Below are 25,616 nucleotides of genomic sequence, written 5' to 3'. Positions count from 1 at the left end.
TCATGCGACGGTTCCTGGCCGCGCTAGCCGCGGCAACACTCCTGCTCATCCCGGCCGCAGCGCAGGCCAACCCCGTCTCCGCGGCCTTCGCGGACACGTTCGCCGACCCGATGGTCGTCCGTGGTGACGACGGCTTCTGGTACGCCTACGGCACGACCGACCCGCTGCGGGAGGGCGAGAAGGTCTTCCACCGGATCCCGACCGCCCGCTCGGCCGACCTGGTCACCTGGACCTACGTCGGCGACGCGTTCGCCGCCGGCCAGCGCCCGGCGTTCGCCGCCGAGAACGCCGCCTACTGGGCCCCCGACGTGCGCCGCATCGGCGACCGCTGGGTCATGTACGTGACCGTCACCGAGACCACCGGCGGTCCGGGCCGCTCGGCGATCGGCGCGGCCACCGCGCCCACCCCGGCCGGGCCCTGGACCTTCGCCGACGAGCCGGTGGTCGCACCCCGGCCCAGCGGCGACGGCGGCTGGCTGTGGACCTTCGACCCGGCCCGGCTCGCCACCCCGGACGGCCGCAGCTTCCTCTACTACGGCAGCTACTTCGGCGGCATCTGGGTCAGCGAGCTGTCCACCGACGGCCTGCGGATCACCGGGACGCCGACCCGGGTGGCGATCGACAACAAGTTCGAGGGCGCCTACGTGGTGCGCCGCGCCGGCTGGTACTACCTGTTCGCCTCCTCGGCCAACTGCTGCGCGGGCCCGACCACCGGCTACTCGGTCTCCGTGGGCCGCTCCCGCGACCCGCGCGGGCCGTTCACCGACCGCGCCGGGCTGCGGCTGGACGCCTCCCGCGCCGGCGGCACCCCGGTGCTCGCGCCGAACGGCAACAAGTGGGTCGGCACCGGCCACAACGGCCTGATCACCGACCTGGCCGGGCAGGACTGGCTGGCGTACCACGCGATCGACCGGGCGGACCCGTACCTGGACGAGCCGTTCGGCATCAACGAGCGGCCGATGCTGCTGGACCGGCTCGACTGGATCGGCGGCTGGCCGACCGCAACCGCTTCGGAGCAGCCCGTTGCGGCGCCGGTAACCCGGACCCCTCTGCAGGACGGTTTCTCGTCCCTGTCGTCGCGGCAGTGGCGGGTGGCCGACGGCAGGTGGGCGGCCGTCGACGGCCGGCTTTCCGGCCACGGCACGCTGCTGTCCCGGACCTCGGTGCGGGGAGACCTGCGTGCTGAGGTCGACCTCCGCGGCCCGGCCGGCCTGAAGATCAACACCACGACGGTACGGGTGTCAGCAGGCGTCCTCCGCGTCGGCGCCGCGTCGGTCGCGCTGCCCGCCGGGTTCGACGCCACCGCCTGGCACCACCTGACCGTGGACCTGCGGGACGGCCGGCTCACCGCCACACTCGACGACACCGTGGTCGCCTCGACCCCAGTGCCGTCCCGCGGCCGGCACGTCATCGGCGTCGTCGCCACCGCTCCCGCCCAGCTCGACAACATCAGCGTCGGCCCGCTCGCCTCGCCCGTCCGCCGGGCGCCGGCGGTGCCGGTGCCGGGACGGGCGCTGCCCGGCTACTCGGATGAGTTCGCGACGCTGGGCCCGGCGTGGACCTTCGTGCGGCCCGACCCGGCGGCGACCGTGAGCGGGGGCGCGCTGCGCTGGCCGGTGCAGGGCGCCGATCTCACCGGGACGTCGAACAACGCGGGTGTGCTGCTGCGCGACGCACCCGCCGGGAACTGGATCGCCGAGACGAAGCTGACCCTGGACCTGGGTGAGGGCTCGGTGCGCAACTATCAGCAGGCGGGGCTCATCGCGTACGTCGGCGACGACCGGTTCGCGCGGCTGTCGGCGGTGGCGATCTGGAACACCCGGCAGGTCGAGTTCGGCCTGGAGATCCCGTACGCGGGCGCCACCTCGTACGGCGGCACCATCGCCGGCACGCCCGGCGCGACCACCACCTGGCTGCGGCTGGCGCACCGGACCGACCCGGCCAACGGCGAGCACGAGTACCGCGCCGGGGTCAGCCGCGACGGCCGCGGCTGGACCTGGGGCGGCGTGTGGACCCTGCCCGCGGACACCACGCCCCGGATCGGCCTGGTCGCGCACGGCGGCGCCGCCCCGGCGGTCACCGCGTCCTTCGACTACCTGCGGTTCAGCCGGTGGTGAGAAGGCTGGCCTTTGTCTTGCCCATCGTCATGCTGGCGGCGTGCAGCAGCGGAGAGGCTCCGGTTGTGGCTACTTTCACCAACCCGGTCCACCTGGAGAACTTCCCCGATCCGGGGGTGCTCCTGGTCGACGGCACCTGGTACGCCTACGGCACCAACAACACGGCGAGCAACGTGCCGATCCTGACCTCACCCGACCTGGTCACCTGGACCCCGGCCGGGGACGCGCTGCCCGAGGTCGGCAGCTGGGCCGAGCGGGGCAACACGTGGGCGCCCGAGGTGATCGCGGCCGACGGCGGCTACCTGCTCTACTACACCGCCCGGTCCACGGCCGCGAACCTGCAATGCGTGGGCGTCGCCCGCGCCGAGGCGCCACAGGGCCCGTTCGTGGACTCCTCGGCACAGCCGCTGATCTGCCAGGCCGACGAGGGCGGCTCGATCGACGCGAGCCCGTACGCCGACGCCGACGGTGGCCTCTGGCTGCACTGGAAGAACGACGGCAACCACATCGGCGAGCCCACCCACCTGTACGGCAGCCGGCTCAGCACGGACGGCCGGTCGCTGCGGGGCGATCCGGTGCGGCTGCTGACCAACGACGCCGCCTGGGAGGACCACGTGATCGAGGCGCCGCAGCTGGTCCGGCACGACGGCAAGCTGTACCTGTTCTACTCGGCGAACGCCTTCGACAAGGACGTCTACGCGGTGGGCTACGCCGAGTGCGACGGCCCGCTGGGCCCGTGCCGCAAGGCCGCCGAGAACCCGATCCTGCGCTCAACGCCGGCGGCGGCGGGCCCCGGGCACAGCTTCCTGGTCACGACGCCGGCGGGGGAGAGCTGGCTGCTGTACCACGCATGGCCGCCGGAAGCGGTGGGCAGCGTGCTGCCGGGCCGCCAGCTGTGGCTGGACCGGGTCGACTGGGTCGACGGCAAGCCGGTGGTGCGCGGCCCGAACGCCGAACCCCAGCCCGCACCACGCTGACCCGCCGGCCTGGCCCGGTTCGATGGTCCGGCCTGTCTCGTCGGCCCGATGGGTCGCCGGCGTGCCGGGGTGGCGCGGGTCAGCGGTCGGTGTCGTCGCCGTGGGTCGCCCGGTTGATGCCGTCGGAGATCGACCCGGTGAGGTCGTCCGACGGCACCGCAACCCGCTCGGCCTCGGCCCGGTCGGCCGGATCCGGCTCGGGCTGGGGCGCCGTGCCGCCACCGGCGAAGCCGAACTCGTTGGGCTGGTCGGACTCGGATTGCGTCGTCATGTCCAGACCCATACCCCTCCGGGAGCGGCCGACACGCCGCGAACGCGTCGGCGCGGGTTTTGTCGACGGGCTTGCGACCTCAGGGCAGGCGGGCGGCTCCCGGGCCGGGGGTGGCCGACCAGGCCGTCGGAGCCGTGAAGCCGCGTTCGGCGTACGCCTGCTCGATCGCCGCCGTCGTTTCCGCCGCCCGGTCCGCGTCGACCAGGGCCAGGACGCAGCCGCCGAAGCCGCCGCCGGTCATCCGGGCGCCGTACGCGCCCGCCGCCAGCGCCGTCTCGACCGCCACGTCCACCTGGTCCACCGTGATCTCGAAGTCGTCGCGCATCGAGGCGTGCGAGGCCGTCATCAGCGGGCCGATCTCCCGGATGCGGCCGGTGCGCAGCAGCTCCACGGTGTCGAGCACCCGCTGGTTCTCGGTGACGATGTGCCGGACCCGGCGGCGCATCACGTCGTCGTCCAGCTTGCCCAGCGCCGCGTCCAGGTCGGCCGGCGGCACGTCGCGCAGGGCCGGCACGCCCAGGATGCGGGCGGCCTCCTCGCAGGACTTGCGGCGGGCGCCGTACTCGCCGTCGACGTGCTGGTGCGGTGCGTTGCTGTTGACGATCAGGATGGCCAGGCCGGCCGCGGCCAGGTCGAACGGGATCTGCTCGACCGCCAGCGACCGGCAGTCCAGGAACAGCGCCTTGCCCGCCACGCAGCGGATCGAGGCCGACTGGTCCATGATGCCGGTCGGCGCGCCCACGTAGACGTTCTCGGCGCGCTGGGCCAGCGCCGGTCGCTGGTCCACCGGCAGGTCCAGTCCGCCCAGGTCGACCAGGGCGGTCAGCACGGCCGACTCCAGCGCCGCCGACGAGGACAGGCCGGAGCCCAGCGGCACGTCCGAAGCGACCGCGATCCGGGCCGGCGGCACGGTGAAGCCCGCCTCCCGCAGCGCCCAGACGATGCCGGCCACGTAGCCGGCCCAGCCCTCGACCCGGGCCGATTCGGTCGTGGTGAAGGTGACGGTCTCCTCGGCCAGCGTCGAGCACACCGTCCAGCCCGGCGTGCCGGCCGGCGCCGCCGCGGCCACCACGTGCTGGGGCAGCGCGAACGGCAGCACGAAGCCGTCGTTGTAGTCGGTGTGCTCACCGATCAGGTTGACCCGCCCGGGCGCCGCCCACAGTCCTGCGGGGTCGGCGCCGTAGGCGTTCCGGAAGGCCTCGGCGGCCGAGGAGGCGACAGTCATGTCCACGATCAGATCACGCGACGTGGCCGCGGTAGAACGCCCAGGCGTCACCGATCATGTCGGCCAGCGTGTTCTTCTCCGGCACCCAGCCGAGCTCGTCGCGGGCCCGCTGCGACGAGGCGACCAGCGTCGCCGGGTCGCCGTCGCGGCGCGGGGCGATCTCGACGGGCAGCTCCGCGCCGGTGACCTCGCGGGCGGCCTCGGCGACCTGCCGGTTGGAGAAGCCGTTGCCGTTGCCCAGGTTGTAGATCTTGTGCTCGCCCGGGGTGGCCGCCTCGAGCGCGAGCAGGTGCGCCCGGGCCAGGTCCTGCACGTGGATGTAGTCGCGCACGCAGGTGCCGTCGACGGTCGGGTAGTCGTCGCCGAAGAGCTGGAGCTTGTCCCGCTTGCCCGCGGCCACCTGCAGGGCGATCGGGATGAGGTGGGTCTCCGGGGCGTGCCGCTCGCCGATGGCGGTGCCGTCGGGGCGGATCAGCGCGCCGGCCACGTTGAAGTAGCGCAGCGAGACCGCGGCCAGCTGATGCGCGAACGCCTCCGAGGTCAGCGCGTAGTCGAAGGCCAGCTTGGTGGCGCCGTAGGTGTTGGTCGGCGCCTTGACCGCGTTCTCGGTGATCGGCAGCTCGGTGGGGTTGCCGTAGACCGCGGCGGTGGAGGAGAAGACCAGCCGCGGCACCCCGGCGGCCCGGACGGCGTTCAGCAGGGCCAGCGAGCGCACCATGTTGTGGTCCCAGTACAGCTCCGGCTTGCTCATCGACTCGCCCGCGGCGATCAGGCCGGCGAAGTGCACCACCGCGTCGAAGCCCGCCGCCGGGGTCAGCACGGTGCCGGCCTCGGCGATGTCGGCCTGCACGAAGGTGGCGTCGGGCGCGACCGCCTCCCGGAAGCCGGTGCTGAGGTTGTCCAGGACGGTGACCTCGTGTCCGGCGTCGAGCAGCAGTCTGCTGGTGACGCTGCCGACGTAACCGGCCCCTCCCGTGACGAGCAGTTTCACGTCGTGACCTTTCGTAGCGGATGCTGGACGGACGCGCCTAACTCAGAATAGCTTTCCACCAAGAACGCGCATAAGTCAACACGTTCAAACATCGCAGCATGCCGAGGCGGGCGTTTGACGGAAAGCCCGCCGAAGCTGACACAATGGCGCTCATGTCCGACGCCGACCACCGTCCCCGGGTGCTCTCCGGCATCCAGCCGACCGCCGATTCTTTCCATCTCGGCAACTATCTCGGCGCGGTCCGCAACTGGGTCGCCATGCAGGAGACCGCCGACGCCTTCTACTGCGTCGTCGACCTGCACGCGATCACCATGGGGCATGACCCGGTCGCTCTGCGCAACCGTACCCGGCTGTCGGTGGCGCAGCTGCTCGCGCTCGGGCTCGACCCGGAGCGCTGCACCCTGTTCGTCCAGTCGCACGTTCCGGAACACGCGCAGCTCGCCTGGGTGCTGAGCTGCATCACCGGGTTCGGCGAGGCCGGCCGGATGGTCCAGTTCAAGGACAAGTCCGCCAGGCAGGGTTCGGACACCACCAGCGTCGGGCTGTTCACCTACCCGATCCTGCAGGCCGCCGACATCCTGCTCTACCAGGCCGACGCCGTGCCGGTGGGCGAGGACCAGCGCCAGCACCTCGAGCTCACCCGCGACCTGGCCCAGCGGTTCAACACCCGGTTCGGCAAGACCTTCACCGTGCCCTCGGCGTACATCGTCAAGGACACCGCGAAGATCACCGACCTGCAGGACCCGACCGCGAAGATGAGCAAGTCCGCGTCGTCGCCGAACGGCATCCTGGAGCTGCTCGAGGAGCCCGCCCGCTCGGCCAAGAAGATCAAGTCGGCGGTCACCGACACCGGCCGGGAGATCCTCTACGACGAGCAGAACAAGCCCGGGATCAGCAACCTGCTGACCATGTACGCGGCGCTGACCCAGCGGACCATAGACGAACTGCTCGAGGAGTACGACGGCCGCGGCTACGGCGACCTCAAGAAGGACCTCGCCGAGGTGTTCGTGGAGTTCGTCAAGCCGGTCCAGGACCGCACCCGCACCTACCTGGAGGACCCGGGCTACCTCGACAAGGTCCTCGCGGTCGGCGCCGACAAGGCCCGGGCGGTCTCCGCGGTCACGCTGGCGAACGCCTACCAGCACCTCGGCTTCCTCAGCCCCGTGCGCGAGGTCTGAGGAGCGTGGCCGAGGGCACGACGCGGATCGGCGTCGCGATCGACATCCCCGAGCCGTGGGGCTCGGCGCTGACCCGCCGGCGGGGCGCGGCCGGCGATCCGCAGGCGGCGTACACGCCGGCGCACGTCACGCTGCTCGGGCCGACCGAGATCCGCACCGACGCGCTGCCGGACGTGGAGAAGCACCTGGAGGCGGTCGCCTCGGGCCAGGAGCCGTTCACCATCCACCTGCGTGGCACCGGCACGTTCCGGCCGATCACCGAGGTCGTGTTCGTGACCCTCGCGGTGGGCATCAGCGAGTGCGAGCTGCTGGCCGCGGCGATCACCGCCTCCGACGCGATCAACCGGGACACCCGGTTCCCGTACCACCCGCACGTGACGGTCGCCCAGGACGTGCCCAGCGACGCCCTGGACGCGGTCTTCGAGGACCTGGCGGATTTCTCCGCGCGGTTCCACGTCAGCGGATTCACCCTCTTCTCGCACGGCGGCGAGGGTCCGTGGCAGCGCCGCCGCGAATATCCGCTCGGCGGGCTGCGTTAGCCGCCCCAGCCCGGCCGAAAACCCGCCCGGGCCTGCGGAGTCAGGCCCGGATCCAGTGGGTACGGTCAGCGGCGTGAACGCCATCGAGCGGGCATACGCGGCGGTAGAGAAACGGGTCCTGGTGCTGCGGCACCGATCGAAGTACTTCGACCATTTCTGCCGGGCGGTCCTGCGCTACGACGGGGTGGACGGCGGCCGGCTCGCTGCCGCGATCGCCTACTACGGCTTCTTCGCGGTGTTCGCGCTGGCCCTGATCGGTTACTCGGTCTTCGGCTTCCTGATCAAATCCAACACCGGGCTCTTCCGGGTCGTGCAGGAGTTCCTCGGGGAGAACCTGCCGTTTCTCAACGTGCAGGCGATCGTGGACAGCGGCCGGACCGTCGGCATCGTGGGCCTGGTGGGACTGATCTTCACCGGCATCCGCTGGGTGGAGGCGATCCGGTCCTCGCAGCGGCTGATCTGGCGGCTCAACGAACAACCGGGTTACATCGGCGTGCGCCAGGTCGTCGACCTGGTCGTGATGATCGGTGTCCTGCTGCTGCTCGGCATCTCGGTGTTCGCGGCCTACGGCCTGGAGTCGCTGCTCGAATGGATGGCCGGGGGGAACGTGTCGTTCCTGCGCTCGGTCGTCAGCCTGATCCTCACCATGGGCACCAACATGCTGCTCGCGGCGGCGCTGCTGGCCGCCGTGCCGCGGCTGCGGATGACGGCACGCCGGATGGCGCCGCCGGTGCTGCAGGTCGGCATCGGCATCATGCTGCTGAACACGGTCGGCCGGACCTTTGTCGGCCTGGTGGAGCGCAACCCCGCGTACGGCCTGGTGGCCAGCGCCGTCGGCGTGCTGGTCTACCTGTACGTCTTCAACCAGTTGCTGCTCTTCGGCGCGGCCTGGGCGGCGACCAGCCCGCACGGTCGAGTGGTGGACCTGTCAGCTGACGATAAAACTGCTCCGGTGGGGCAAAATACCTGGATTCGGCACGACCGCCCGGAATGATGGGCGGGTGGGCACCCTCGTGACGCTGCACCTGCCGCCTGACTCGCCGGTGGCGAACCTGCCGTGGATCATCACCATCGGCGCGCTCGACGACGACGAGGAGTGGGAACCCATGGTCTGCGGGCCGTACGAGCGGCCGCACGCGTTGGCGCTGGCCCAGGCGGTGGTGGCCGACGAGGACCTGATGGCGGTCGTCGAGCCGCTGCTGCCGCTCGCCGACGCCGCGGCGATCCGGGACGAGGTCGAGCTGGCCCGCTCCGGGCAGGACATCGACACCACGGCGACCGAGGTCAACGGCGACGAGCCGCTGCGCACCACGCCGGGCCGGCCGCCGACCGAGGCCGAGGTGCGCGCCGGCTTCGCCCGGATCGCCGCGAAGCTCAGCGCCGGCGCCTGATCAGCCGGCGGACCCGCCCGGGTGGCCGATCAGGGCGCGGAGCCCGTCGAGGTAGGTCGCCTTGTCCGGGTTGCCGACGAGCTGGCGTTGCAGCGTGTAGCCCGGCAGCAGGCCCAGCAGCACCGCCGCCAGCGCGTCCGGATCCGGCCCCGGCGCCACCTCGCCGCGGGCCAGCGCCAGCGCGGCGATCTTCCGGAACGGCCGGCGCAGCTCCAGGTAGCGGGCCCGGACGATCTCGCCGATCGCGGGATCGAGGACCGCCTGGCTCCAGACCTGGATCACCAGCGGGAAGTTGCCGTCCGCGCCGACCTGCCGGTCGGCCAGGTCCAGCGCGCCGCTGATCGCCTCCAGCAACGGCAGGTCCCGGTCGGCCAGCTCGTCCAGCCTGGCGACCAGGCCGCCGGCGACCTCGACCGAGATCGCGTTGATGATCTCGTTCTTGGACTTGAAGTAGCGGTAGACCGCGCCCACCGACAGCCCGGCCTCGGCGATCAGGTCCTGCATCGAGGTGTTGTGCAGGCCGTTGCGCAGGAAGCAGCGCCGGGCCGCGGCGAGGATCTGCTCGCGGCGGGCGGTCAGGTGGTCGGCGGAGACGCGTGGCACGCCCCACAGTATAAAACGAACGCTCGTTCTTGACGAATGCGCCCTCTCGGCGGACGCTGAGATGAAAGAGAACGAGCATTCGTTTTAGGAGAATGTCATGTCCGAGCCGCCCCGGGCCACCACCCTCGCCGTGCTGGTCGCCGTTGTTGTCGTCGCCTTCCAGGTGCTGCTGGTGCCGCTGTTCGCCGGGCCGGCCGCGCATCTCGAGCCGCGGGACCTGCCGCTGGCGGTCGCCGGGCCGGCCCCCGCGGCGGCCCAGCTCGCCGAGCAGCTCCGCACCGCCCGGCCGGGCGCCTTCGACGTCCGGGTGGTGACCGACGCGGACGCCGCGATCCGCAACCGCGAGGTCTACGGCGCGGTCGTGCTCGGCGCCGACGGCCCGTCCCTGCACGTCGCCTCGGCGGCCGGCCCGGCCGTCGCCACGCTGCTGACCCAGGCCACCGCCGAGCTCGGCCAGGGCCGCCCCGTGCCGGTCGTGGACGTCGTGCCCACCGACCCGGACGACCCGCGCGGCGCCGCGTTCGGCGCCGGGTTCCTGCCGCTGGCTATGACCGGGATGCTCGCCGGGGTGCTGACCTTCCTGCTCGTCAAGCGGCGCCCGGCCCGGCTGGTCGCGCTCGGCGCGTTCGCCGTGCTGGGCGGGCTCGCCGGCGCCGCGGTCCAGCAGCTCTGGCTGGGGGTGCTGCCCGGTGACTTCCTGGCCACCGCGGGCGTGCTGGGGCTGTTCGGGCTCGCCGTCGCCGGCCCGGTCGCGGGGCTGGCCGCCGTGCTGGACCGGGCCGGGCTGGCGCTCGGTGCGCTGCTGGTCTTCCTGATCGGCAACGCGCTGTCCGGGGTCAGCTCGGCGGCCGAGCTGCTGCCGCAGCCGTGGGGGGCCGTCGGGCAGGCGCTGCCGATCGGGGCCGGGTCGACGCTGCTGCGCTCGGTCGCGTACTTCGACGGCCACGGGGGCGGGCAGGCGCTGGCCGTGCTGAGCGCGTACGCGATCGGGGGTCTGGTGCTGGTCGCGGCCGGGCGGCGCGGTCTCGGCCGGCCCGCCGCGGCGGTCGCGGCCGAGCCGGAGCGCGAGCCGGCGCTGGTGGGGTGACGGGTGCCGCGGCGCGGCGCGGCATACTCGTGGCGTGGTGCTCTCGCGGCGGTGGTCGGCGTTCCTGGTCCTGGTCGGTGTCTGGACGTGGCTCATCTGGCCACGGTTCGGGCTGGCGATCTGGCGGGACGACCGGTCGTTCGCCGGCGGGAGCCCGACGTCGTTCCTGTGGGTGCACGCGCTGCTGATCGGCGCGTCGCTGCTGATCGGCACGACGGTCGGCGTGCTGGGCGTCCGGGCCTGGCGCGCGACCGCCCCGGCGCGGCGGCGCGCCGAAGAAAACGTGGCCTCGGGTCCGGTCGCGCCGAAAGATTAACGGCGCGTTACTCGGCCAACCGGGCAATTCCCGCCTCAGCCTTGCTAAAGCGGCGTTCAGGAGGCCGCCCGGCCGCGTCCAGATAACGGTGCGCCAACAGTCCGGCCCGATTTCCTGACGCCGCCTTGGCCTGCGGCTACGCTCCCGACCTGAGACGCACCGCGACAGTGTTGGTGCGCTGTGGAAGGAGGGCGTCTTGCGCCCAGTACGTGGGAAGCGAATCGTTGCGATTCTCGCGGCGGGTGGGCTCTCGCTCGCCGCCGCTGCCTGTGGCGACGCCCCTGAGGAGACCCCGAGCGGTTCCGGCGCGAGCACCGCGGCGGCATATAAGGCGTGCATGGTCACCGACACCGGTGGCATCGACGACCGGTCGTTCAACGCTTCGGCCTGGGCCGGCCTGCAGGCCGCCAAGGAGGCGCAGAGCAACGTCGACCCGAAGTACGTGGCATCGACCGCCGAGGCCGACTACGAGCCCAACCTGCGGCAGTTCGTCACGCAGAAGTGCAACTTCATCCTCTCGGTCGGCGGCCTGATGGGCGACGCCACCAAGAAGGTCGCCGCGGAGAACACGAGCCAGCAGTTCGGCATCGTGGACAGCAGCATCGAGGGAGCGACCAACGTCTTCCCGATGCAGTTCGCGACCGAGCAGGCCGCGTTCCTCGCCGGCTACGTCGCGGCGGGCTACTCCAAGACCGGCAAGGTGGCCACCTACGGCGGCCTGAAGATCCCGCCGGTCACCGTCTTCATGGACGGCTTCGCCGACGGCGTCGCGCACTACAACAAGGTCAAGAGCAAGAACGTCAAGGTCATCGGCTGGGACAAGGCGAAGCAGAACGGCACCTTCGCGGAGAACTTCGGCGATCAGAACAAGGGCAAGACCATCACCAACTCGCAGGTCTCGCAGGGCGCCGACGTTGTCATGCCGGTGGCCGGCGGCACGGGCCTGGGCACCGCGGACGTCGCCAAGGCGTCCGGCGGCAAGGTGTCGGTCATCTGGGTCGACCAGGACGGCTGCAAGAGCGCGGAGCAGTACTGCGACGTCTTCCTGACCACCGTCGTCAAGAACATCACCGACGCGGTCGAGACGGCCGTGGCGGACGGCGCGGCGGGCAAGACCCTCGGGTCGGCCCCGGGCTACCTGGGCACGCTGGAGAACGAGGGCGTCTCCATCGCGCCGTTCAACCAGTTCGACAGCAAGGTCGACGCCGGCCTCAAGGCCGAGGTCGAGAAGCTCAAGGCGGACATCATCGCGGGCACCGTCAAGGTCGAGTCGGCCAACGCACCCAAGTGATCCGCGGTTAGTTCCAGCATTTTTGGCCGCCGCGCGGCCACGGGTCACCCCGTGGCCTGCGCGGCGGCTCTGCTCAGGCTGCTAACGTCCCCCCGTTGATCACCAGCCTCTCGTCTGCAGGAGATTCCGCTGAGACTCGAACTGCGCGGCATCACCAAGCGCTTCGGCGACCTGGTGGCCAACGACCACATCGACCTGACCGTCGAACCCGGCGAGGTGCATGCCCTGCTCGGTGAGAACGGCGCGGGCAAGTCCACCCTGATGAACCAGCTCTACGGGCTGCTCCAACCCGACGCGGGCGAGGTGCTCGTCGACGGCGTGGCGCGGACCTTCCGCAGCCCCCGGGACGCCATCGCGGCCGGCATCGGCATGGTGCACCAGCACTTCATGCTCGTACCGGTCTTCACCGTGGCGGAGAACATCGCGCTCGGCGCGGAGAAGGCCCGCCTGGGCTTCCTGGACCGGCGCCGGGCCCGGCGCGAGGTCATCGAGGTCTCCGAGCGGTACGGCCTGCCGGTCGACCCGGACGCGCTGGTGGAGAACCTGCCGGTCGGCGCCCAGCAGCGGGTCGAGATCGTCAAGGCGCTGACCCGCGAGGTCGACCTGCTCATCCTGGACGAGCCGACCGCGGTGCTCACCCCGCAGGAGACCGGCGAGCTGCTGGCGGTCATGCGCGGGCTGGCCGACGCCGGCAAGTCGATCGTCTTCATCACCCACAAGCTCAAAGAGGTCAAGGAGGTCGCCGACCGGATCACCGTGATCCGGCGCGGCAAGACCGTCGGCACCGTCGCGCCGGAGACGCCCGAGGACGAGCTGGCGTCGCTGATGGTCGGTCGCGCGGTCAACCTCACGGTGGACAAGGCGCCGGCCGAGCCCGGCCGGGAGGTCCTGAAGATCTCCGGCCTGATCGTCGACGACGACCGCGGCGTGCGCGCGGTGGACAGCGTCGACCTGGTGGTCCGGGCCGGCGAGGTGCTCGGCGTGGCCGGCGTGCAGGGCAACGGGCAGACCGAGCTGGTCGAGGCCGTGATGGGCCTGCGCGAGCTGCGGGCCGGCACGATCGAGGTCGACAACGAGGACCTGACCGGCATGACCACCAAGCAGATCCTGCGCTCCGGGATCGGCTACGTGCCCGAGGACCGCAGCACCGACGGGGTGGTCAAGGAGTTCACGGTCGCCGAGAACCTGGTGCTCGACCAGTACGACCGGCCGCCGTACGGCAACGCGTTCCGGCTCAACCCGGGCGCGGTGGCGATCAAGGCCCGCGAGTGGGTGGAGCAGTTCGACATCCGGACGTCCTCGGCGGACGCCACGGTCAGCACACTCTCCGGCGGCAACCAGCAGAAGGTCGTGGTGGCCCGCGAGCTGTCCCGGCCGCTGCGCCTGTTCATCGCCGCGCAGCCGACCCGGGGCGTGGACGTGGGCTCGATCGAGTTCATCCACGGCCGGATCGTGCGCGAGCGCGACGTCGGCACCGCGGTGCTGGTGGTCTCCAGCGAGCTGGACGAGGTCGCGGCCCTGGCCGACCGGATCGCCGTCATGTACCGGGGCCGGATCCTGGCGATCGTCTCGCCGGACACCCCGCGCGAGGAGATCGGTCTGCTGATGGCCGGCATCACGGACCCGTCGACCCCGTCGACCCCGGCCGTCGACCCGGCTGCCGAGGCCGAGCCGGGTGCCGAGCCTGAGCCGGTTTCGGAAGTCGAGCCGGAGGCGCCGGGTGGGGCCGACGGTGACGGTGCCGGCGACGGGGCCGCAGAGAAGGGGACCAAGTGACCACCGACCAACCGGCCGGCGCACCGCAGCAGCCGGCCGACGAGCCGGCCACGGCTGCCGCCACCGCCACCGCCGCTCCCGCGAAGGAGCAGCCGGCTGCCGCTCCGGGCAAGGAGAAGCCGGGCGACGGCGACTCCTTCATGAGCCACTTCCTGTACAACCTGTGGTCGGCCAACACCGTCACGGTGACGCTGCTCTCGGTCGTCCTGGCCATGGTCATCGGCGCGATCCTGATCATCGTGTCCGACCCGGCCGTGCTGAACACGTTCTCGTACTTCACCGCCCGCCCGGGCGACGCCCTGGACGCCAGCTGGACCGTGGTCAGCAACGCGTACGCGGACCTGGCCAAGGGCGCGATCGTCGACCCGGCCACGATCACCGCCTGGGCCGACGGCTCCGGCACCTGGCGCCAGGTGTTCTTCCCGATCTCCGAGACGCTGACCTACGCGGCCCCGCTGGTCTTCACCGGGCTCTCGGTGGCGCTGGCGTTCCGCGGCGGCCTGTTCAACATCGGCGGCCAGGGCCAGGCGGTCGTCGGCACGGTCTGCGCCGGGCTGGCCGGCTTCCTGCTGCCGCTGCCGCCGGTGATCCACCTGCTCGCCGCGCTCGCCGCCGGTCTGCTCGGCGGCGCGCTCTGGGGCTTCATCCCGGGCATCCTCAAGGCCCGGACCGGCGCCCACGAGGTGATCGTCACGATCATGCTCAACTACACCGCCAACCTGTTCCTGAGCTGGCTGATCCTGCAGAAGGGCATCCAGCAGAGCGGGCGCAGCGACGCGATCAGCGAGCCCGTCGACACCTCGGCGCGGCTGCCGGCGGTGGGCGGGGAGCTGCGGGTCAACCTGGGCATCGTGCTCGCCGTGCTGGCCACCGCGGCGGTCGCCTGGCTGCTCAACCGGTCGGCGTTCGGCTTCGAGCTGCGCGCGGTCGGTGCCAACCCGGCCGCCGCGAAGACCGCCGGCATCAGCGTCGCGCGGACCTACACGATGCTCATGGTCACCGCCGGCGCGCTGGCCGGGCTCGGCGGCGCGACCCAGGTGCTGGGCACCGCGCACGCCCTGACCACCCAGGTGGCCGGCAACATCGGCTTCGACGGCCTGCTGGTCGCCCTGCTCGGGCGCAACCGGCCGTGGGGCACGCTGCTCGCCGCGATCCTGTTCGGCGCGCTGCGGGCCGGCGGCAACCGGATGCAGTCGTTCTCCAGCATCTCGCTGGAGCTGGTGACCGTGCTGCAGGCCCTGATCGTCATCTTCATCGCCGCTCCCGCCCTGGTGAAGGCGATCTTCCACCTCCGAGCCGCCCGTTCCGCGCGGCTCGGCGCATCGATGGCGAAGGGCTGGTGACCCCGGTGTCGACGGCGACAGTGGACGACCTGACGCAGACCACGGCACCGGCCCGGTTCTGGGACCGGCAGCGGCGCCTCGGCGTCGGCGTGGTGCTGATCGGCCTGATCGCGACGGTGATCTTCGGGCCGCTCGCGCCCTCGGAGACCGCCCGGTTCACCCTCAGCGAGGACGCCGCCGGCGCCGCGCTGAGCATCAACGGCCAGCTCGGCACGATCCTTTTCGGCCTGGTCGCGGTGGTCGCGGGCGCGGTGCTGCTGGCCGGGCTGGCCCGCCGGTTCCAGACCTCGGTGCTGAGCCTGGGCATCCTGGGCTTCGTGCTGTCGTTCCTGTGCTGGCAGGTGGCGGGCAAGTTCCTGCCGCTGGTCGACACGGCGAGCGGCACCCTGGAACTGGCCGTGCCGCTGGTGCTCGGCGCCCTGGCCGGGGTGCTCGGCGAGCGTTCCGGCGTGGTCAACGTGGCCATCGAGGGCCAGTTCCTGATGGGCGCGTTCGGCGCGGCGCTGATCGGCACGATGGCCACCAGCGTGTGGGCGGGCCTGTTCAGCGCGGCGATCGGCGGCGTGCTGATCGCGGCGATCCTGGCCGTGCTGGCCATCCGCTTCCTGGTGGACCAGGTGGTCGTCGGCATCGTGCTCAACCTGCTCGCGCTGGGCATGACCGGCTTCCTGTACGAGCGCCTGATGCAGACCGACGCGCAGTCGTACAACCAGCCGCCGCGGATGCCCGAGTGGCGCATCCCCGGCCTGGCCGACATCCCGGTCGTCGGCCCGGTGCTGTTCGACACCAACCTGCTGGTCTGGCTCGCCCTGATCCTGGTCTTTGTGATCCATTTCGGGCTCACCCGGACCCGCTGGGGGCTGCGCACCCGGGCGGTCGGCGAGCACCCGACGGCGGCGGACACGGTCGGCATCCGGGTACGCGGCCTGCGCTACCTGAACGTGCTGCTGGGCGGCGTGATCGCGGGTGCCGGTGGGGCGTACTTCACGCTGGTGGCCACGGGCAGCTTCAACAAGAACATGACGGCCGGCGCGGGCTTCATCGCCCTCGCCGCGCTGATCTTCGGCCGCTGGACGCCGTTCGGGGCGCTGGGGGCGGCGCTGTTCTTCGGGTTCGCGCAGAAGCTGGCCACGTACCTGAGTGTCGCGGGCAGTTCGGTGCCGAGCCAGTTCCTGAACATGCTGCCGTACCTGGCGACGATCATCGCGGTGGCCGGGCTGGTGGGCCGGGTGCGCGCGCCGGCGGCCGACGGTCAGCCGTACATCAAGGCCTGAGCTGTGCCCGCTCCCCTGAACAGTCGTTCAGGGGAGCGGCGACCGGCCCGAACGGCGGTGAGGCAGAATCGGCGGCATGGAGATCGACTGGGGCTCGCTGCGGGCCGCCGCCATTGAGGCCATGCGCCGCGCCTACGCCCCCTACTCCGACTTCCCGGTCGGCGTGGCCGGGCTGGTCGACGACGGCCGCGTGGTGGTCGGCTGCAACGTGGAGAACGCCTCGTATGGCGTCGGGCTCTGCGCCGAGTGCGGTCTGGTCAGCTCCCTGCACGCCACCGGCGGCGGCCGGCTGGTGGCGGTCTCGTGCGTGGACGCCAACGGGCTGCCGCTGATGCCGTGCGGGCGCTGCCGTCAGCTGCTCTACGAGCACGGCGGCGCGGAGTGCCTCGTCGAGGCGCTGCCCCGGCCGTTGCGGGTGGCCGAGCTGCTGCCGTACGCGTTCGGGCCGGAGGATATCGAGAAGGTCACCGGACCGTCCGCGGTGCCGGCCGTGCCCGCCCAGCTCGCCAAGTGGCGCGGCCGCGGCACCGTCTTCGTGCACCCGGACCTGGCCGGCGGCGAGCAGGTCTGGACCGGCTACTGGGAGCGGTCCACCGGTATCGCGGGCGAGGCGGACGCGGAGAAGGGCATCCTGGAGGAGGGGCCGATCTTCCCGAGTGCCGGTGCGGCCGTCACCTGGGGGCTCACCCGCACCGCCCGGGTCGTGGTCGTGGACGCCGCGGGCGGGCTGTCCTGGGCCGGCGAGGGTGAACCGCCGGAAGGCATCGGCGCCAAGTGGGAGCAATCATGAGCGAGTTCGCGGCTGTGGACGTCATCCGGACCAAGCGGGACGGCGGGGTGCTGTCCGACGGGGCCATCGACTGGGTGGTGGACGCGTACACCCGGGGGGTGGTCGCGGACGAGCAGATGTCCGCGCTCGCCATGGCCATCCTGCTGCGCGGGATGACGCCCGCGGAGATCGCCCGCTGGACCGCCGCCATGATCGCCAGCGGCGAGCGGCTCGACCTGTCCGCCGTCTCCCGGCCGACCGTCGACAAGCACTCCACCGGCGGGGTCGGCGACAAGATCACGCTGCCGCTCACGCCGCTGGTCGCCGCGTGCGGCGCCGCCGTGCCCCAGCTGTCCGGGCGCGGCCTGGGCCACACCGGCGGCACCCTGGACAAGCTGGAGTCGATCCCGGGCTGGCGGGCTGCGCTGAGCAACGCCGAGTTCGTCCGCCAGCTCCAGGACGTCGGCGCGGTCATCTGCGCCGCCGGCGACGGGCTCGCCCCCGCCGACCGCAAGCTGTACGCCCTGCGCGACGTCACCGGCACGGTCGAGGCGATCCCGCTGATCGCCAGCTCGATCATGAGCAAGAAGATCGCCGAGGGCACCGGCGCGCTGGTGCTCGACGTCAAGGTCGGCACCGGCGCGTTCATGAAGGACGTCGCGATGGCCCGCGAGCTGGCCCGCACCATGGTCGAGCTGGGCACCGCGCACGGCGTCCGGACGGTCGCCCTGCTCACCGACATGAACACCCCGCTGGGCCTGGCGGTCGGCAACGCGATCGAGGTCGAGGAGTCGCTGGCGGTGCTGGCCGGCGGCGGCCCGGCCGACGTGGTCGAGCTGACCCTGGCGCTGGCCCGGGAGATGCTGGCCGCGGCCGGGCTGGAGGCCGACCCGGCCAAGGTGCTGGCGTCCGGCGCCGCGATGGACTCGTGGAAGGCGATGATCCGCGCCCAGGGCGGCGACCCGGACGCCCCGCTGCCCACCGCTCGGGAGACCGAGGTGCTGCGCGCCACCACCGACGGCGTGGTGGCCGGCATCGACGCGATGGACGTCGGCCTGGCGGCCTGGCGGCTGGGCGCGGGCCGGGCCCGCAAGGAGGACCCGGTCAGCTTCGGCGCCGGCGTCCTGCTCAAGGTGCGCCCGGGTGATCCGGTACGGGTCGGCGACGTGCTGCTCGAGCTGCGCACCGACGAGCCGGGCCGGATCCCGGCGGCGCTGACGACGGCGGCCGGCGCGGTCCGGATCGCGCAGAGTGCGCCCACCCCGGCACCGCTGCTGATCGACCGCATAGCCTGACCGGTCATGAAGGCCGCCCCCGATCCCCGAGCGGTGCGCGACGCCAGCCTGACCGAGCTCGAACGGCTCGGTCTGCCGCTGCCGCCACCGGCGTTCCCGCTGGTCTGGGAGCCGGGAGACGGGGTGGAACTGCGGCCGACGACCGAGATCGAGGCGCGCGCGGCGGTGCTGCACGTGGTCGTGGCGTGCTGCTTCGGCATGCCCACCGACACGGCGATGAGCTGGCTGCTCAGCTCGCACCTGGTGGACTTCGTCACACCGCCGGAGTGGCAGTTCGTGGCCGCCGGCAAGGGTGACCACCGGTCCTTCGTGCTGCACCACGACGCGGTCTTCGCGCTGGCCTGGCTGCTCGGGCTGAGCCGGCACCTGGACCCGACCGCGCCGCCCGAGGACCGGTTCATGCAGCAGATGCCCGACCTGCCGGGCGGTGAGCTGTTCGACCGGTGGCGCTCCCGGTCGCTGGTCGCGCCGCGGGACGCGATCGAGGCGGCCGTGCTGCTGGACCTCTACTACTGCCTGGACTGGGCGTTCCAGGAGACGGAGAAGGGCGGCGGGCGGCTGCCCGGCGAGGTGGACAGCAACGCCATCGGGCAGCGGCGGTGGGCGCTGGAGTGGGCGGTGGTGTTCGCCGGGCCGTACCACGAGGCGCCGCCCGAGTGGGAAGAAGTCGATCTTTCCGTCTGAGGGCTACGCCGGGCGGTAGACGGTCAGGTCGATCGCGGCCGTGACCGTGATCTCCGTGGCCCTGAGGTCGTCCCGCGAGACGTGGCGGGCGCTCGGGGTCATGCCGATCAGGGTGCGGGTCCGGGCGGCGGTCAGGTGCAAGGTGCGGCGCCGGGTGACCGTGCCCTCGGCCCGCCACGAGCTGCCCAGGGTCTCGGCCACCCGCTCCGCCTTGGCCGGGTCGACGCGGATCAGGCCGTACGTACTGATCAGCTCGCGGAGGTGGTCCTGGGCCGGGGTCGCCACCAGCAGCACGCCGGTCGGGCGGAGGACCCGGTGGAACTCCGGGCCGTTGCGCGGGGCGAAGACGTTCAGCAGCACCGAGACCGAGGCGTCCGCCAGGGGCAGCGGGCGCCAGAGGTCGGCGAGGGCCGCACCGGCGCGGGGGTGGGCGCGGGCGGCGCGGCGCAGGGCCGGCTTGGAGACGTCGAGGCCCAGGCCCGGTGCGTCCGGCAGGGCCTGCAGGACGCGGGCCAGGTAGTCGCCGGTGCCCGTACCGGCGTCCAGGACGAGGCCGTCGTCCGGCCGTACCGTTTCGGCCAGCGCCTCGGCGATGAAGCCGTAGTGGCCCTCGGCCAGGAAGGCCGCGCGGTCCGCGATCATCTCGGCGGTGTCGCCCGGATGGGGCGACCGCCCCGCCGTCAGGTTGACGTAGCCCTGCCGCGCGATGTCAAAACTGTGCCCCTGGCGGCAGCGGAGCGCCTGGTCGCCGGCGCGCGCCAGCCCTTCGCCGCAGACCGGGCAGCGCAGGTACGGCAATGCTCCGTCGATCATTCGCTGCTTCCCTCTAGCATCTGTTGATGGTCGCCATCACCCACGCCGACATCGTCAAAGCCCCCAAGGCCCTGCTGCACGACCACCTCGACGGTGGGCTGCGGCCGGCCACGATCGTGGAACTCGCCGCCGCGGTCGGGCACGAGCTGCCCGAAACCGATCCGGCACGGCTGGGCGAGTGGTTCGTCGCCGCGGCCGACTCCGGGTCGCTGGAACGCTACCTGGAGACTTTCGCGCACACCGTCGCGGTGATGCAGACCGAGGAGGGACTGCACCGGGTCGCCAAGGAGTGCGCGCTGGACCTCGCCGCCGACGGCGTCGTCTACGCCGAGATCCGGTACGCGCCGGAGCAGCACCTGGAGCGCGGGCTGAGCCTGGACGCGGTGGTGGACGCCGTGCACGCCGGGTTCCGGGAGGGCTGTGCCGAGGCGGCTGCGCTGGGTAACCAGATCCGGATCGGCACGCTGCTGACCGCGATGCGGCACGCCGCCCGTTCGCAGGAGATCGCCGAGCTGGCGGTCCGCTACCGCGACGCCGGGGTGGTCGGCTTCGACATCGCCGGCGCGGAGGCGGGCTTCCCGCCCACCCGCCACCTGGACGCGTTCGAGTACCTGCAGCGGGAGAACTTCCACTTCACCATCCACGCCGGCGAGGCGTTCGGGCTGCCGTCGATCTGGCAGGCCATCCAGTGGTGCGGCGCCGACCGGCTGGGGCACGGGGTGCGGATCGTCGACGACATCACCGGCGACAAGCTGGGCCGGCTGGCCTCGTACGTGCGGGACAAGCGGATCCCGCTGGAGCTGTGCCCGTCGTCGAACGTGCAGACCGGCGCGGTGCCGTCGATCGCCGAGCACCCCATCGGGCTGCTGCACGACCTGCGCTTCCGGGTCACGGTCAACACCGACAACCGGCTGATGAGCGGCACGTCCATGGCGCGGGAGATGACGCTGCTGGCCGAGGCCTTCGGCTGGGGCTGGAGTGAACTGCAGTGGCTCACGATCAACGCGATGAAGTCGGCGTTCATCCCGTACGACGAACGGCTGGCCATCATCACCGACGTGATCAAGCCGGCCTACGCGAAGTTGTTGACCTAAAGTCCGCTTTTAAGCGGCATTGGCGACACGTCCGTACTTTCGTCCCGCGATACTGCCGATTCGGTCAGCCGCCTCATCCTTTCGGACAGATTGCTGTCTCAAACACTGCACAATCCGGCATCTTGCCTTGCCGTCGGCTCCCGTGCGAGCAATCGTCTGTGCTGCCGCGATTGCTGCTGGATCGGGTCTGATCGGTGCGCACGGACACCCCGTCGCGCCGCTCGGGGCGAGTGACTTTCAGAGAAGCACCGATATACGAGCAGTGACGACCGACCGGCGATGTTCAACTCTTCGGACGCAACATCGCATCACACAAACGGTCCGGGTCGGGCTGCTCTTTCTCTTTGACACTCGTCGTGATGGAATCTCGGGGGCCCGACCCGGTGAGTCGGCCGTGTGCGGTGCCCGGTGATCCGAAGGCCGGGTCCGAATCAGGAGGACGGTGACGTGAGCAAGCGCCCCAAGACGGCGAACGCTGTCATGTCGCGTCTCCGCCGGCCGGCCGGCCGGCTGCGGGATCTGCCGATCTGGTCGAAGCTCGGGCTCATCATGCTCGTGCCCACCCTGGCGACGGTCGTCGTCGGCACCAGCGGCCTGATCGACCACATCAACGAGGCCAGTGACGCCGAGCGCGCCCGCACCCTGTCGGTGCTGTCGCAGGCCGCTGGTGGTCTTGTCGATCACCTGCAGAACGAACGTGCCTTCGGCGTGATGATCGCGACCTCGAAAGACAAATCGCCGGACCGCATCGCCGCGGACCTCGCCTACAAGCGTGAGCACCCCAAGGTGGACGCGGCGAAGCTGCCCTACTCCCAGCAGAAGGCCGCCCTCGACGACGTCCCGGACCAGGTCTCCGTCCTCCTTCTGCGCCTCGACCGCAACCTCGAGGAACTGCCCTCGATCCGCAGCCAGACGGCGAACAACAAGTTCAAGCCGGGCGAGGTCGAGGACAGCTACGACCCCCTGATCAACGACCTGCTGAACGTCCGCGACGCGTCCGCGCAGCTCGCCCAGGACACCCGGCTGAGCGACCGGCTGCGCGTGGTCGCCGCCGTCGCCCGGGCCAAGGACTACATCGCCCAGCAGCGCGACGTCGGCCACAAGGTCCTGCAAGAGGGCGAGTTCACGCCCGGCCTGCGCCGCGAGTTCCTGCTGACCGACACCGGCCTCCAGATCGCCGACGCCACCATGCGTCAGGTCGCGACCAACGAGGAGCAGGCGCTCTTCGACCGGGTCGTCGCCGGCCCCGCGAAACGGGCCGCGACCAACCTCACCGGTCAGCTGCAGAACCTCAACGGCACCAACACCAGGGCCATCCCGTACGACCGGGAGAAGTGGGAAACCGCGCTCATCGGCTACAACGACCTGTTCCGCAGTGTGGAGAACAGGCTCGACGTGCTGATCGTGTCGCAGGCCACCGAGATCCGCGACGACGTGCAGACCCGGGTCTTCGTGGAGACCAGCGTCCTGCTCGGCCTGCTGCTGCTGGCCATCGTCTTCGCCTGGCTGGTCGCCCGCTCGATGGCCCGGTCGTTGCGCGAGCTGCGCCAGGGTGCCCTCAACGTCGCCCAGTTCGGCCTGCCCCAGGCGGTCGAGCGGCTGCGTGATCCGGCGCTGATCGGCTCACTGACCCCGGCCCAGGTGGCCGACCAGGTCGCCGAGCCGCTGCCGGTGCGCAGCCGGGACGAGTTCGGGCAGGTGACCGAGGCGTTCAACGCGGTTCACCTCGAGGCCGTCCGCACGGCGGCCGAGCAGGCCGCGCTGCGGTCTTCGGTCGCGACGATGTTCGTCAACCTGGCCCGCCGCTCGCAGATCCTGGTCGACCGGCTGATCGGTCACCTCGACCGCCTCGAGCGCGGCGAGGAGGACCCGGACCGGCTGGCCGAGCTCTTCCAGCTCGACCACCTGGCCACCCGGATGCGCCGGAACGACGAGAACCTCCTGGTCCTCGCCGGCGCCGACTCGACCCGCGTGCAGCGGGAGCCGGCCGCGCTGATCGACGTGCTGCGCGCCGCGCAGTCCGAGGTCGAGCACTACACCCGCATCGAGTTCGGCATGATCGACCGGGACATCGAGGTGTCCGCGCACGCGGTCAACGACATGGTCCACCTGGTCGCCGAGCTCTTCGACAACGCGACCGCGTTCTCCCCGCCGAACTCGCACGTCATCGTCGAGGCCCGGCGCCTCGGCGACGGTGCGGTGCTCTCGGTCGAGGACCGCGGCATCGGCATCAGCCGTGAGCAGCTGCGCGACCTCAACGAGCGACTCGCCAACCCGCCGATGGTGGACGTGGCCGTCTCCCGGATGATGGGCCTGGTGGTGGTCGCCCGGCTGGCGAACCGGCACGGCGTCAAGGTCGAGCTGCGCCCGGCCGACACCGAGCGCGGCACGGTCGCCGACGTGGGCCTGCCGTCCAGCGTCATGGTCTCCGCCGCCGCGTCGAACCGGCTGCCCGGCTCGAACCCGTACGACCAGCCGTCGCGCCCGTCCTTCACCGAGCCCCCGCTGGCCCTGGAGAGCAGCTCCAACGGCCGCGGTGGCTACCCGGCCGGCCGGCCGTTCGACCCGAACCCGCCGATGCCTGCCGGTGGCATGCTCGGCGCGGGTGCGAACGGCAACAGCGGCAACCGCTCGGTGCCGGCCTGGTCCGACCTGACCGGCGCGCCCTCGAACGGCTTCGAGCCCGCCGGCAACGGCTTCGGTGGCCCGAGCAACGGCTTCGGCGGACCGGGTAACGGCAACGGCTTCGGCGGCGGCGCCAACGGGGCCAACGGCTTCCACGGCCCGCGCAGCAACGAGCCGATCCCGCCGCTGCCGCAGTCGCCGGCCGGGCCGCAGGGCTTCAGCGGTCCCGACGGGCTGCCGCAGCGCCGCAACGGTGAGACCTATCGTCCCGAGGACACGGGCTCGTACGGCCACACCATCCCGCGTCAGCTCCCGGCCAACCCGGACTCGCAGAGCCGCAGCACGTTCGTGCCGCCGGTCTCGGCGCCCCCGGTCCCGCCGGTCTCCGCGCCGCCGATGCCGTCCGCCCCGCCGTACGGTGGTGGCCGGCCGGTCTCCGCGCCGCCGGTGTCGGGTGCGCCCGCCTCCGCACCGCCGTACCAGGGTCAGCAGCCCGGCCAGAACCGGCCCAGCTCGGCGCCGCCCGCGCCGCAGTCGGCCGCCTCGGCCCCGCCTGCCTGGCCGCCGACCACCGCCGACCGCGAGTCGGGCAGCAACGCCCCGCACGTCCCGGAGAGCCTCGCGGCCGCCCTGGACATGACGGCTGAGCTGCCCCGGTACCGTCCGGACCGCGGCACCACGGGCCCGCAGCCCCAGGTGGCCCGGCCGACGAACCCGCAGAACGCGACGCCGCCGTCCGAGGCCGAGCGCTCGGCCGCGGCCGCGGCAGCCGCGCACGAGGCAGCGACCGCGCAGGCAGCCGCCGCTCAGGCGACCGCCGCCGCGCAGATCGCCGCCGCCCAGGCCGCCGCCCGTCAGCGGGCAGCCGGAGACTCGTCGACGCAGTTCGCCGACGAGACGATGGAGCTGCCGATCTTCCGTGAGCTCGAGTCGGCCTGGTTCACCACGGCCCGCCCCGAGCCCGCGAAGCCGGCCACACCGGCGCCGGCCCCCGCCGCCGCACCGGCATCGCCGTCTCGCGACGACAGTGCCGATTCGGTGGTCACCACCCAGCGCTTCTCCACCGGGGAACCGGCGCGCTCGGTCGGGGTGCCGCAGCAGGTCTCCGCGGAGTCCCGCAACGGCGACCGGGAGCCGACTCCGGTCGGTGCGGTCGCGGGTAACGGCAACAGCTCAATCAACGGCACCGCGTCGAACCCGTGGCAGACTGCTGCGGACGACGGCTGGCAGGCGGCCCGCAAGGCTGCCGAAATGCCGGTCGACACCACGACGACGGCCGGTCTGCCGCGCCGTACGCCGATGGCACAGCTCGTCCCGGGTGGCGTAGACCGGGCCGAGACCTCCGTACAACGCCGCACACCCGAGGCGGTGCGCGGGCTGCTGTCCGCTTACCATCGCGGGGTGCAGCGGGGTCGCACGAAGGAAAATTCGACCAACCCGGAGGAGACTCCGGGAGGGCAGCAGTCCTCGCAGGCTGGCAAGGAGCATGAAGCATGACAAGTACGCAGGATCTGGGTTGGCTTCTCGCCAACTTTGCCGACCGCGTTCCCGGGGTGGCGCACGCGATCGCGGTCTCCGCCGACGGTCTGCTTCTAGCGGCCTCCAGGGACCTTCCGCGCGACCGTGCCGACCAGCTGGCGGCCATCGCCTCCGGCCTGGTCAGCCTGACTCAGGGCGCCGCGCGGTGCTTCGAGGGTGGCGCGGTGCTCCAGACGGTCGTCGAGATGGACAACGGGTTCCTCTTCCTGATGTCGATCTCTGACGGTTCGTCGTTCGCCGTGCTCGCCGCCCGCAGCTGTGACGTGGGTCAGGTGGGCTACGAGATGGCGCTCCTGGTCGACCGGGTCGGCGAGGCGTTGACCGCCCGCGCCGCGCTCCGCGGCCGGAGTTCTGGGCTGAACGGATGGTCCGCCGGCTCCGGTCGGCATCTGTCCAAAAGCTTGACGACAAGAGACAC

General features: G+C 72.0%; 22 protein-coding genes and 1 pseudogene. 18 read left to right on the top strand and 5 right to left on the bottom strand.

Features of this window, described 5'->3' with window-relative positions; all coding sequences use genetic code 11:
- Window positions 1-2 precede the first annotated feature (2 nt).
- The gene (locus ACIBQZ_RS07770) at window positions 3-2,117 is read left to right on the top strand and encodes a family 43 glycosylhydrolase (protein WP_396087687.1); all 2,115 of its coding nucleotides are present in this window, start codon (window positions 3-5) and stop codon (window positions 2,115-2,117) included.
- Between the two features lie 65 nt (window positions 2,118-2,182).
- A complete protein-coding gene (locus tag ACIBQZ_RS07765; protein WP_396087686.1) occupies window positions 2,183-3,094 on the top strand; it encodes a glycoside hydrolase family 43 protein in 912 nt (303 codons plus the stop codon).
- Between the two features lie 79 nt (window positions 3,095-3,173).
- On the opposite strand, the gene ACIBQZ_RS07760 is transcribed toward ACIBQZ_RS07765, so the two are convergent.
- From ACIBQZ_RS07760 to galE, 3 genes are all read right to left on the bottom strand, one after another.
- Window positions 3,174-3,365, bottom strand: a complete 192-nt coding sequence (locus tag ACIBQZ_RS07760; RefSeq protein WP_396087685.1) for a hypothetical protein — start codon at window positions 3,363-3,365, stop codon at window positions 3,174-3,176.
- A 79-nt stretch (window positions 3,366-3,444) separates the two neighbouring features.
- A complete protein-coding gene (galK, locus tag ACIBQZ_RS07755) occupies window positions 3,445-4,590 on the bottom strand; it encodes a galactokinase (protein ID WP_396087683.1) in 1,146 nt (381 codons plus the stop codon).
- 13 nt (window positions 4,591-4,603) lie between these two features.
- The gene (galE, locus tag ACIBQZ_RS07750) at window positions 4,604-5,581 is read right to left on the bottom strand and encodes a UDP-glucose 4-epimerase GalE (RefSeq protein WP_396087682.1); all 978 of its coding nucleotides are present in this window, start codon (window positions 5,579-5,581) and stop codon (window positions 4,604-4,606) included.
- A 152-nt stretch (window positions 5,582-5,733) separates the two neighbouring features.
- Here galE and trpS point away from each other — a divergent pair, with 152 nt between their 5' ends.
- The 4 genes from trpS to ACIBQZ_RS07730 all read left to right on the top strand — a co-directional run bounded on the left by trpS (window position 5,734) and on the right by ACIBQZ_RS07730 (window position 8,689).
- A complete protein-coding gene (gene trpS, locus ACIBQZ_RS07745) occupies window positions 5,734-6,759 on the top strand; it encodes a tryptophan--tRNA ligase (RefSeq protein WP_396087681.1) in 1,026 nt (341 codons plus the stop codon).
- Window positions 6,756-7,298, top strand: coding sequence for a 2'-5' RNA ligase family protein (locus ACIBQZ_RS07740; RefSeq protein WP_396087928.1), 543 nt, complete (start codon window positions 6,756-6,758; stop codon window positions 7,296-7,298). The genes trpS and ACIBQZ_RS07740 overlap by 4 nt, the downstream gene beginning before the upstream one ends.
- Window positions 7,299-7,371: 73 nt before the next feature.
- On the top strand, window positions 7,372-8,292 hold the full coding sequence (locus ACIBQZ_RS07735; RefSeq protein WP_396087680.1) for a YihY/virulence factor BrkB family protein: 921 nt from the start codon (window positions 7,372-7,374) through the stop codon (window positions 8,290-8,292).
- Window positions 8,293-8,299: 7 nt separating this feature from the next.
- Window positions 8,300-8,689, top strand: coding sequence for a hypothetical protein (locus ACIBQZ_RS07730; RefSeq protein WP_396087679.1), 390 nt, complete (start codon window positions 8,300-8,302; stop codon window positions 8,687-8,689).
- Here the strand turns inward: ACIBQZ_RS07730 and ACIBQZ_RS07725 are convergent, their stop codons facing one another.
- Entirely contained in the window at window positions 8,690-9,292 is a 603-nt protein-coding gene (locus tag ACIBQZ_RS07725; RefSeq protein ID WP_396087678.1) for a TetR/AcrR family transcriptional regulator, read from the bottom strand.
- Between the two features lie 97 nt (window positions 9,293-9,389).
- Between ACIBQZ_RS07725 and ACIBQZ_RS07720 the strand changes: the two genes are divergently transcribed.
- From ACIBQZ_RS07720 to ACIBQZ_RS07680, 9 genes are all read left to right on the top strand, one after another.
- Window positions 9,390-10,379, top strand: coding sequence for a hypothetical protein (locus ACIBQZ_RS07720; protein ID WP_396087677.1), 990 nt, complete (start codon window positions 9,390-9,392; stop codon window positions 10,377-10,379).
- A gap of 34 nt (window positions 10,380-10,413) precedes the next feature.
- Window positions 10,414-10,695 (top strand): SCO4848 family membrane protein, encoded by a 282-nt coding sequence (locus ACIBQZ_RS07715; RefSeq protein ID WP_396087676.1) that lies wholly within the window; start codon window positions 10,414-10,416, stop codon window positions 10,693-10,695.
- A 196-nt stretch (window positions 10,696-10,891) separates the two neighbouring features.
- Entirely contained in the window at window positions 10,892-11,986 is a 1,095-nt protein-coding gene (locus ACIBQZ_RS07710; RefSeq protein ID WP_396087675.1) for a BMP family protein, read from the top strand.
- A gap of 174 nt (window positions 11,987-12,160) precedes the next feature.
- A complete protein-coding gene (locus tag ACIBQZ_RS07705; RefSeq protein ID WP_396087674.1) occupies window positions 12,161-13,762 on the top strand; it encodes an ABC transporter ATP-binding protein in 1,602 nt (533 codons plus the stop codon).
- 140 nt (window positions 13,763-13,902) lie between these two features.
- Window positions 13,903-15,105 (top strand): ABC transporter permease, encoded by a 1,203-nt coding sequence (locus ACIBQZ_RS07700; RefSeq protein ID WP_396087927.1) that lies wholly within the window; start codon window positions 13,903-13,905, stop codon window positions 15,103-15,105.
- 5 nt (window positions 15,106-15,110) lie between these two features.
- Window positions 15,111-16,379 (top strand): ABC transporter permease, encoded by a 1,269-nt coding sequence (locus tag ACIBQZ_RS07695; protein ID WP_396087673.1) that lies wholly within the window; start codon window positions 15,111-15,113, stop codon window positions 16,377-16,379.
- A gap of 76 nt (window positions 16,380-16,455) precedes the next feature.
- The gene (locus tag ACIBQZ_RS07690) at window positions 16,456-17,169 is read left to right on the top strand and encodes a cytidine deaminase (protein ID WP_396087672.1); all 714 of its coding nucleotides are present in this window, start codon (window positions 16,456-16,458) and stop codon (window positions 17,167-17,169) included.
- Window positions 17,166-18,443, top strand: a complete 1,278-nt coding sequence (locus ACIBQZ_RS07685; RefSeq protein ID WP_396087671.1) for a thymidine phosphorylase — start codon at window positions 17,166-17,168, stop codon at window positions 18,441-18,443. The genes ACIBQZ_RS07690 and ACIBQZ_RS07685 overlap by 4 nt, the downstream gene beginning before the upstream one ends.
- A 6-nt stretch (window positions 18,444-18,449) precedes the next feature.
- Complete coding sequence (locus ACIBQZ_RS07680) at window positions 18,450-19,127, top strand: DUF4272 domain-containing protein (RefSeq protein ID WP_396087670.1); 678 nt, start codon at window positions 18,450-18,452, stop codon at window positions 19,125-19,127.
- Window positions 19,128-19,130: 3 nt separating this feature from the next.
- Here the strand turns inward: ACIBQZ_RS07680 and ACIBQZ_RS07675 are convergent, their stop codons facing one another.
- A complete protein-coding gene (locus ACIBQZ_RS07675) occupies window positions 19,131-19,940 on the bottom strand; it encodes a putative RNA methyltransferase (RefSeq protein WP_396087669.1) in 810 nt (269 codons plus the stop codon).
- Window positions 19,941-19,966: 26 nt separating this feature from the next.
- On the opposite strand from ACIBQZ_RS07675, the gene ACIBQZ_RS07670 reads away from it, so the two are divergent.
- From ACIBQZ_RS07670 to ACIBQZ_RS07660, 3 genes and pseudogenes are all read left to right on the top strand, one after another.
- Entirely contained in the window at window positions 19,967-21,034 is a 1,068-nt protein-coding gene (locus ACIBQZ_RS07670; protein WP_396087668.1) for an adenosine deaminase, read from the top strand.
- 447 nt (window positions 21,035-21,481) lie between these two features.
- Window positions 21,482-25,156 carry a nitrate- and nitrite sensing domain-containing protein gene (locus ACIBQZ_RS07665; protein ID WP_396087667.1) on the top strand — a complete coding sequence of 1,225 codons (3,675 nt, stop codon included), beginning with the start codon at window positions 21,482-21,484 and terminating at the stop codon, window positions 25,154-25,156.
- Window positions 25,153-25,558 (top strand): annotated as a pseudogene (locus tag ACIBQZ_RS07660) (roadblock/LC7 domain-containing protein). Before ACIBQZ_RS07665 ends, ACIBQZ_RS07660 begins: the two are co-directional and overlap by 4 nt.
- Window positions 25,559-25,616 lie beyond the last annotated feature (58 nt).

This window comes from Actinoplanes sp. NPDC049599 (assembly GCF_044465625.1).
GTDB lineage: Bacteria > Actinomycetota > Actinomycetes > Mycobacteriales > Micromonosporaceae > Actinoplanes.
Note: the sequence above shows the minus strand (reverse complement) of the source record. Positions and strands in the feature narration are given on the sequence as shown.

Coding starts and splice junctions, on each gene's coding strand:
- ACIBQZ_RS07770 (WP_396087687.1), top strand. CDS start 3: ATGCGACGGTTCCTGGCCGCGCTAGCCGCGGCAACACTCCTGCTCATC.
- ACIBQZ_RS07760 (WP_396087685.1), bottom strand. CDS start 3,365: ATGACGACGCAATCCGAGTCCGACCAGCCCAACGAGTTCGGCTTCGCC.
- galK (WP_396087683.1), bottom strand. CDS start 4,590: ATGACTGTCGCCTCCTCGGCCGCCGAGGCCTTCCGGAACGCCTACGGC.
- trpS (WP_396087681.1), top strand. CDS start 5,734: ATGTCCGACGCCGACCACCGTCCCCGGGTGCTCTCCGGCATCCAGCCG.
- ACIBQZ_RS07720 (WP_396087677.1), top strand. CDS start 9,390: ATGTCCGAGCCGCCCCGGGCCACCACCCTCGCCGTGCTGGTCGCCGTT.
- ACIBQZ_RS07700 (WP_396087927.1), top strand. CDS start 13,903: ATGAGCCACTTCCTGTACAACCTGTGGTCGGCCAACACCGTCACGGTG.
- ACIBQZ_RS07690 (WP_396087672.1), top strand. CDS start 16,456: ATGGAGATCGACTGGGGCTCGCTGCGGGCCGCCGCCATTGAGGCCATG.
- ACIBQZ_RS07685 (WP_396087671.1), top strand. CDS start 17,166: ATGAGCGAGTTCGCGGCTGTGGACGTCATCCGGACCAAGCGGGACGGC.
- ACIBQZ_RS07680 (WP_396087670.1), top strand. CDS start 18,450: ATGAAGGCCGCCCCCGATCCCCGAGCGGTGCGCGACGCCAGCCTGACC.
- ACIBQZ_RS07675 (WP_396087669.1), bottom strand. CDS start 19,940: ATGATCGACGGAGCATTGCCGTACCTGCGCTGCCCGGTCTGCGGCGAA.
- ACIBQZ_RS07670 (WP_396087668.1), top strand. CDS start 19,967: ATGGTCGCCATCACCCACGCCGACATCGTCAAAGCCCCCAAGGCCCTG.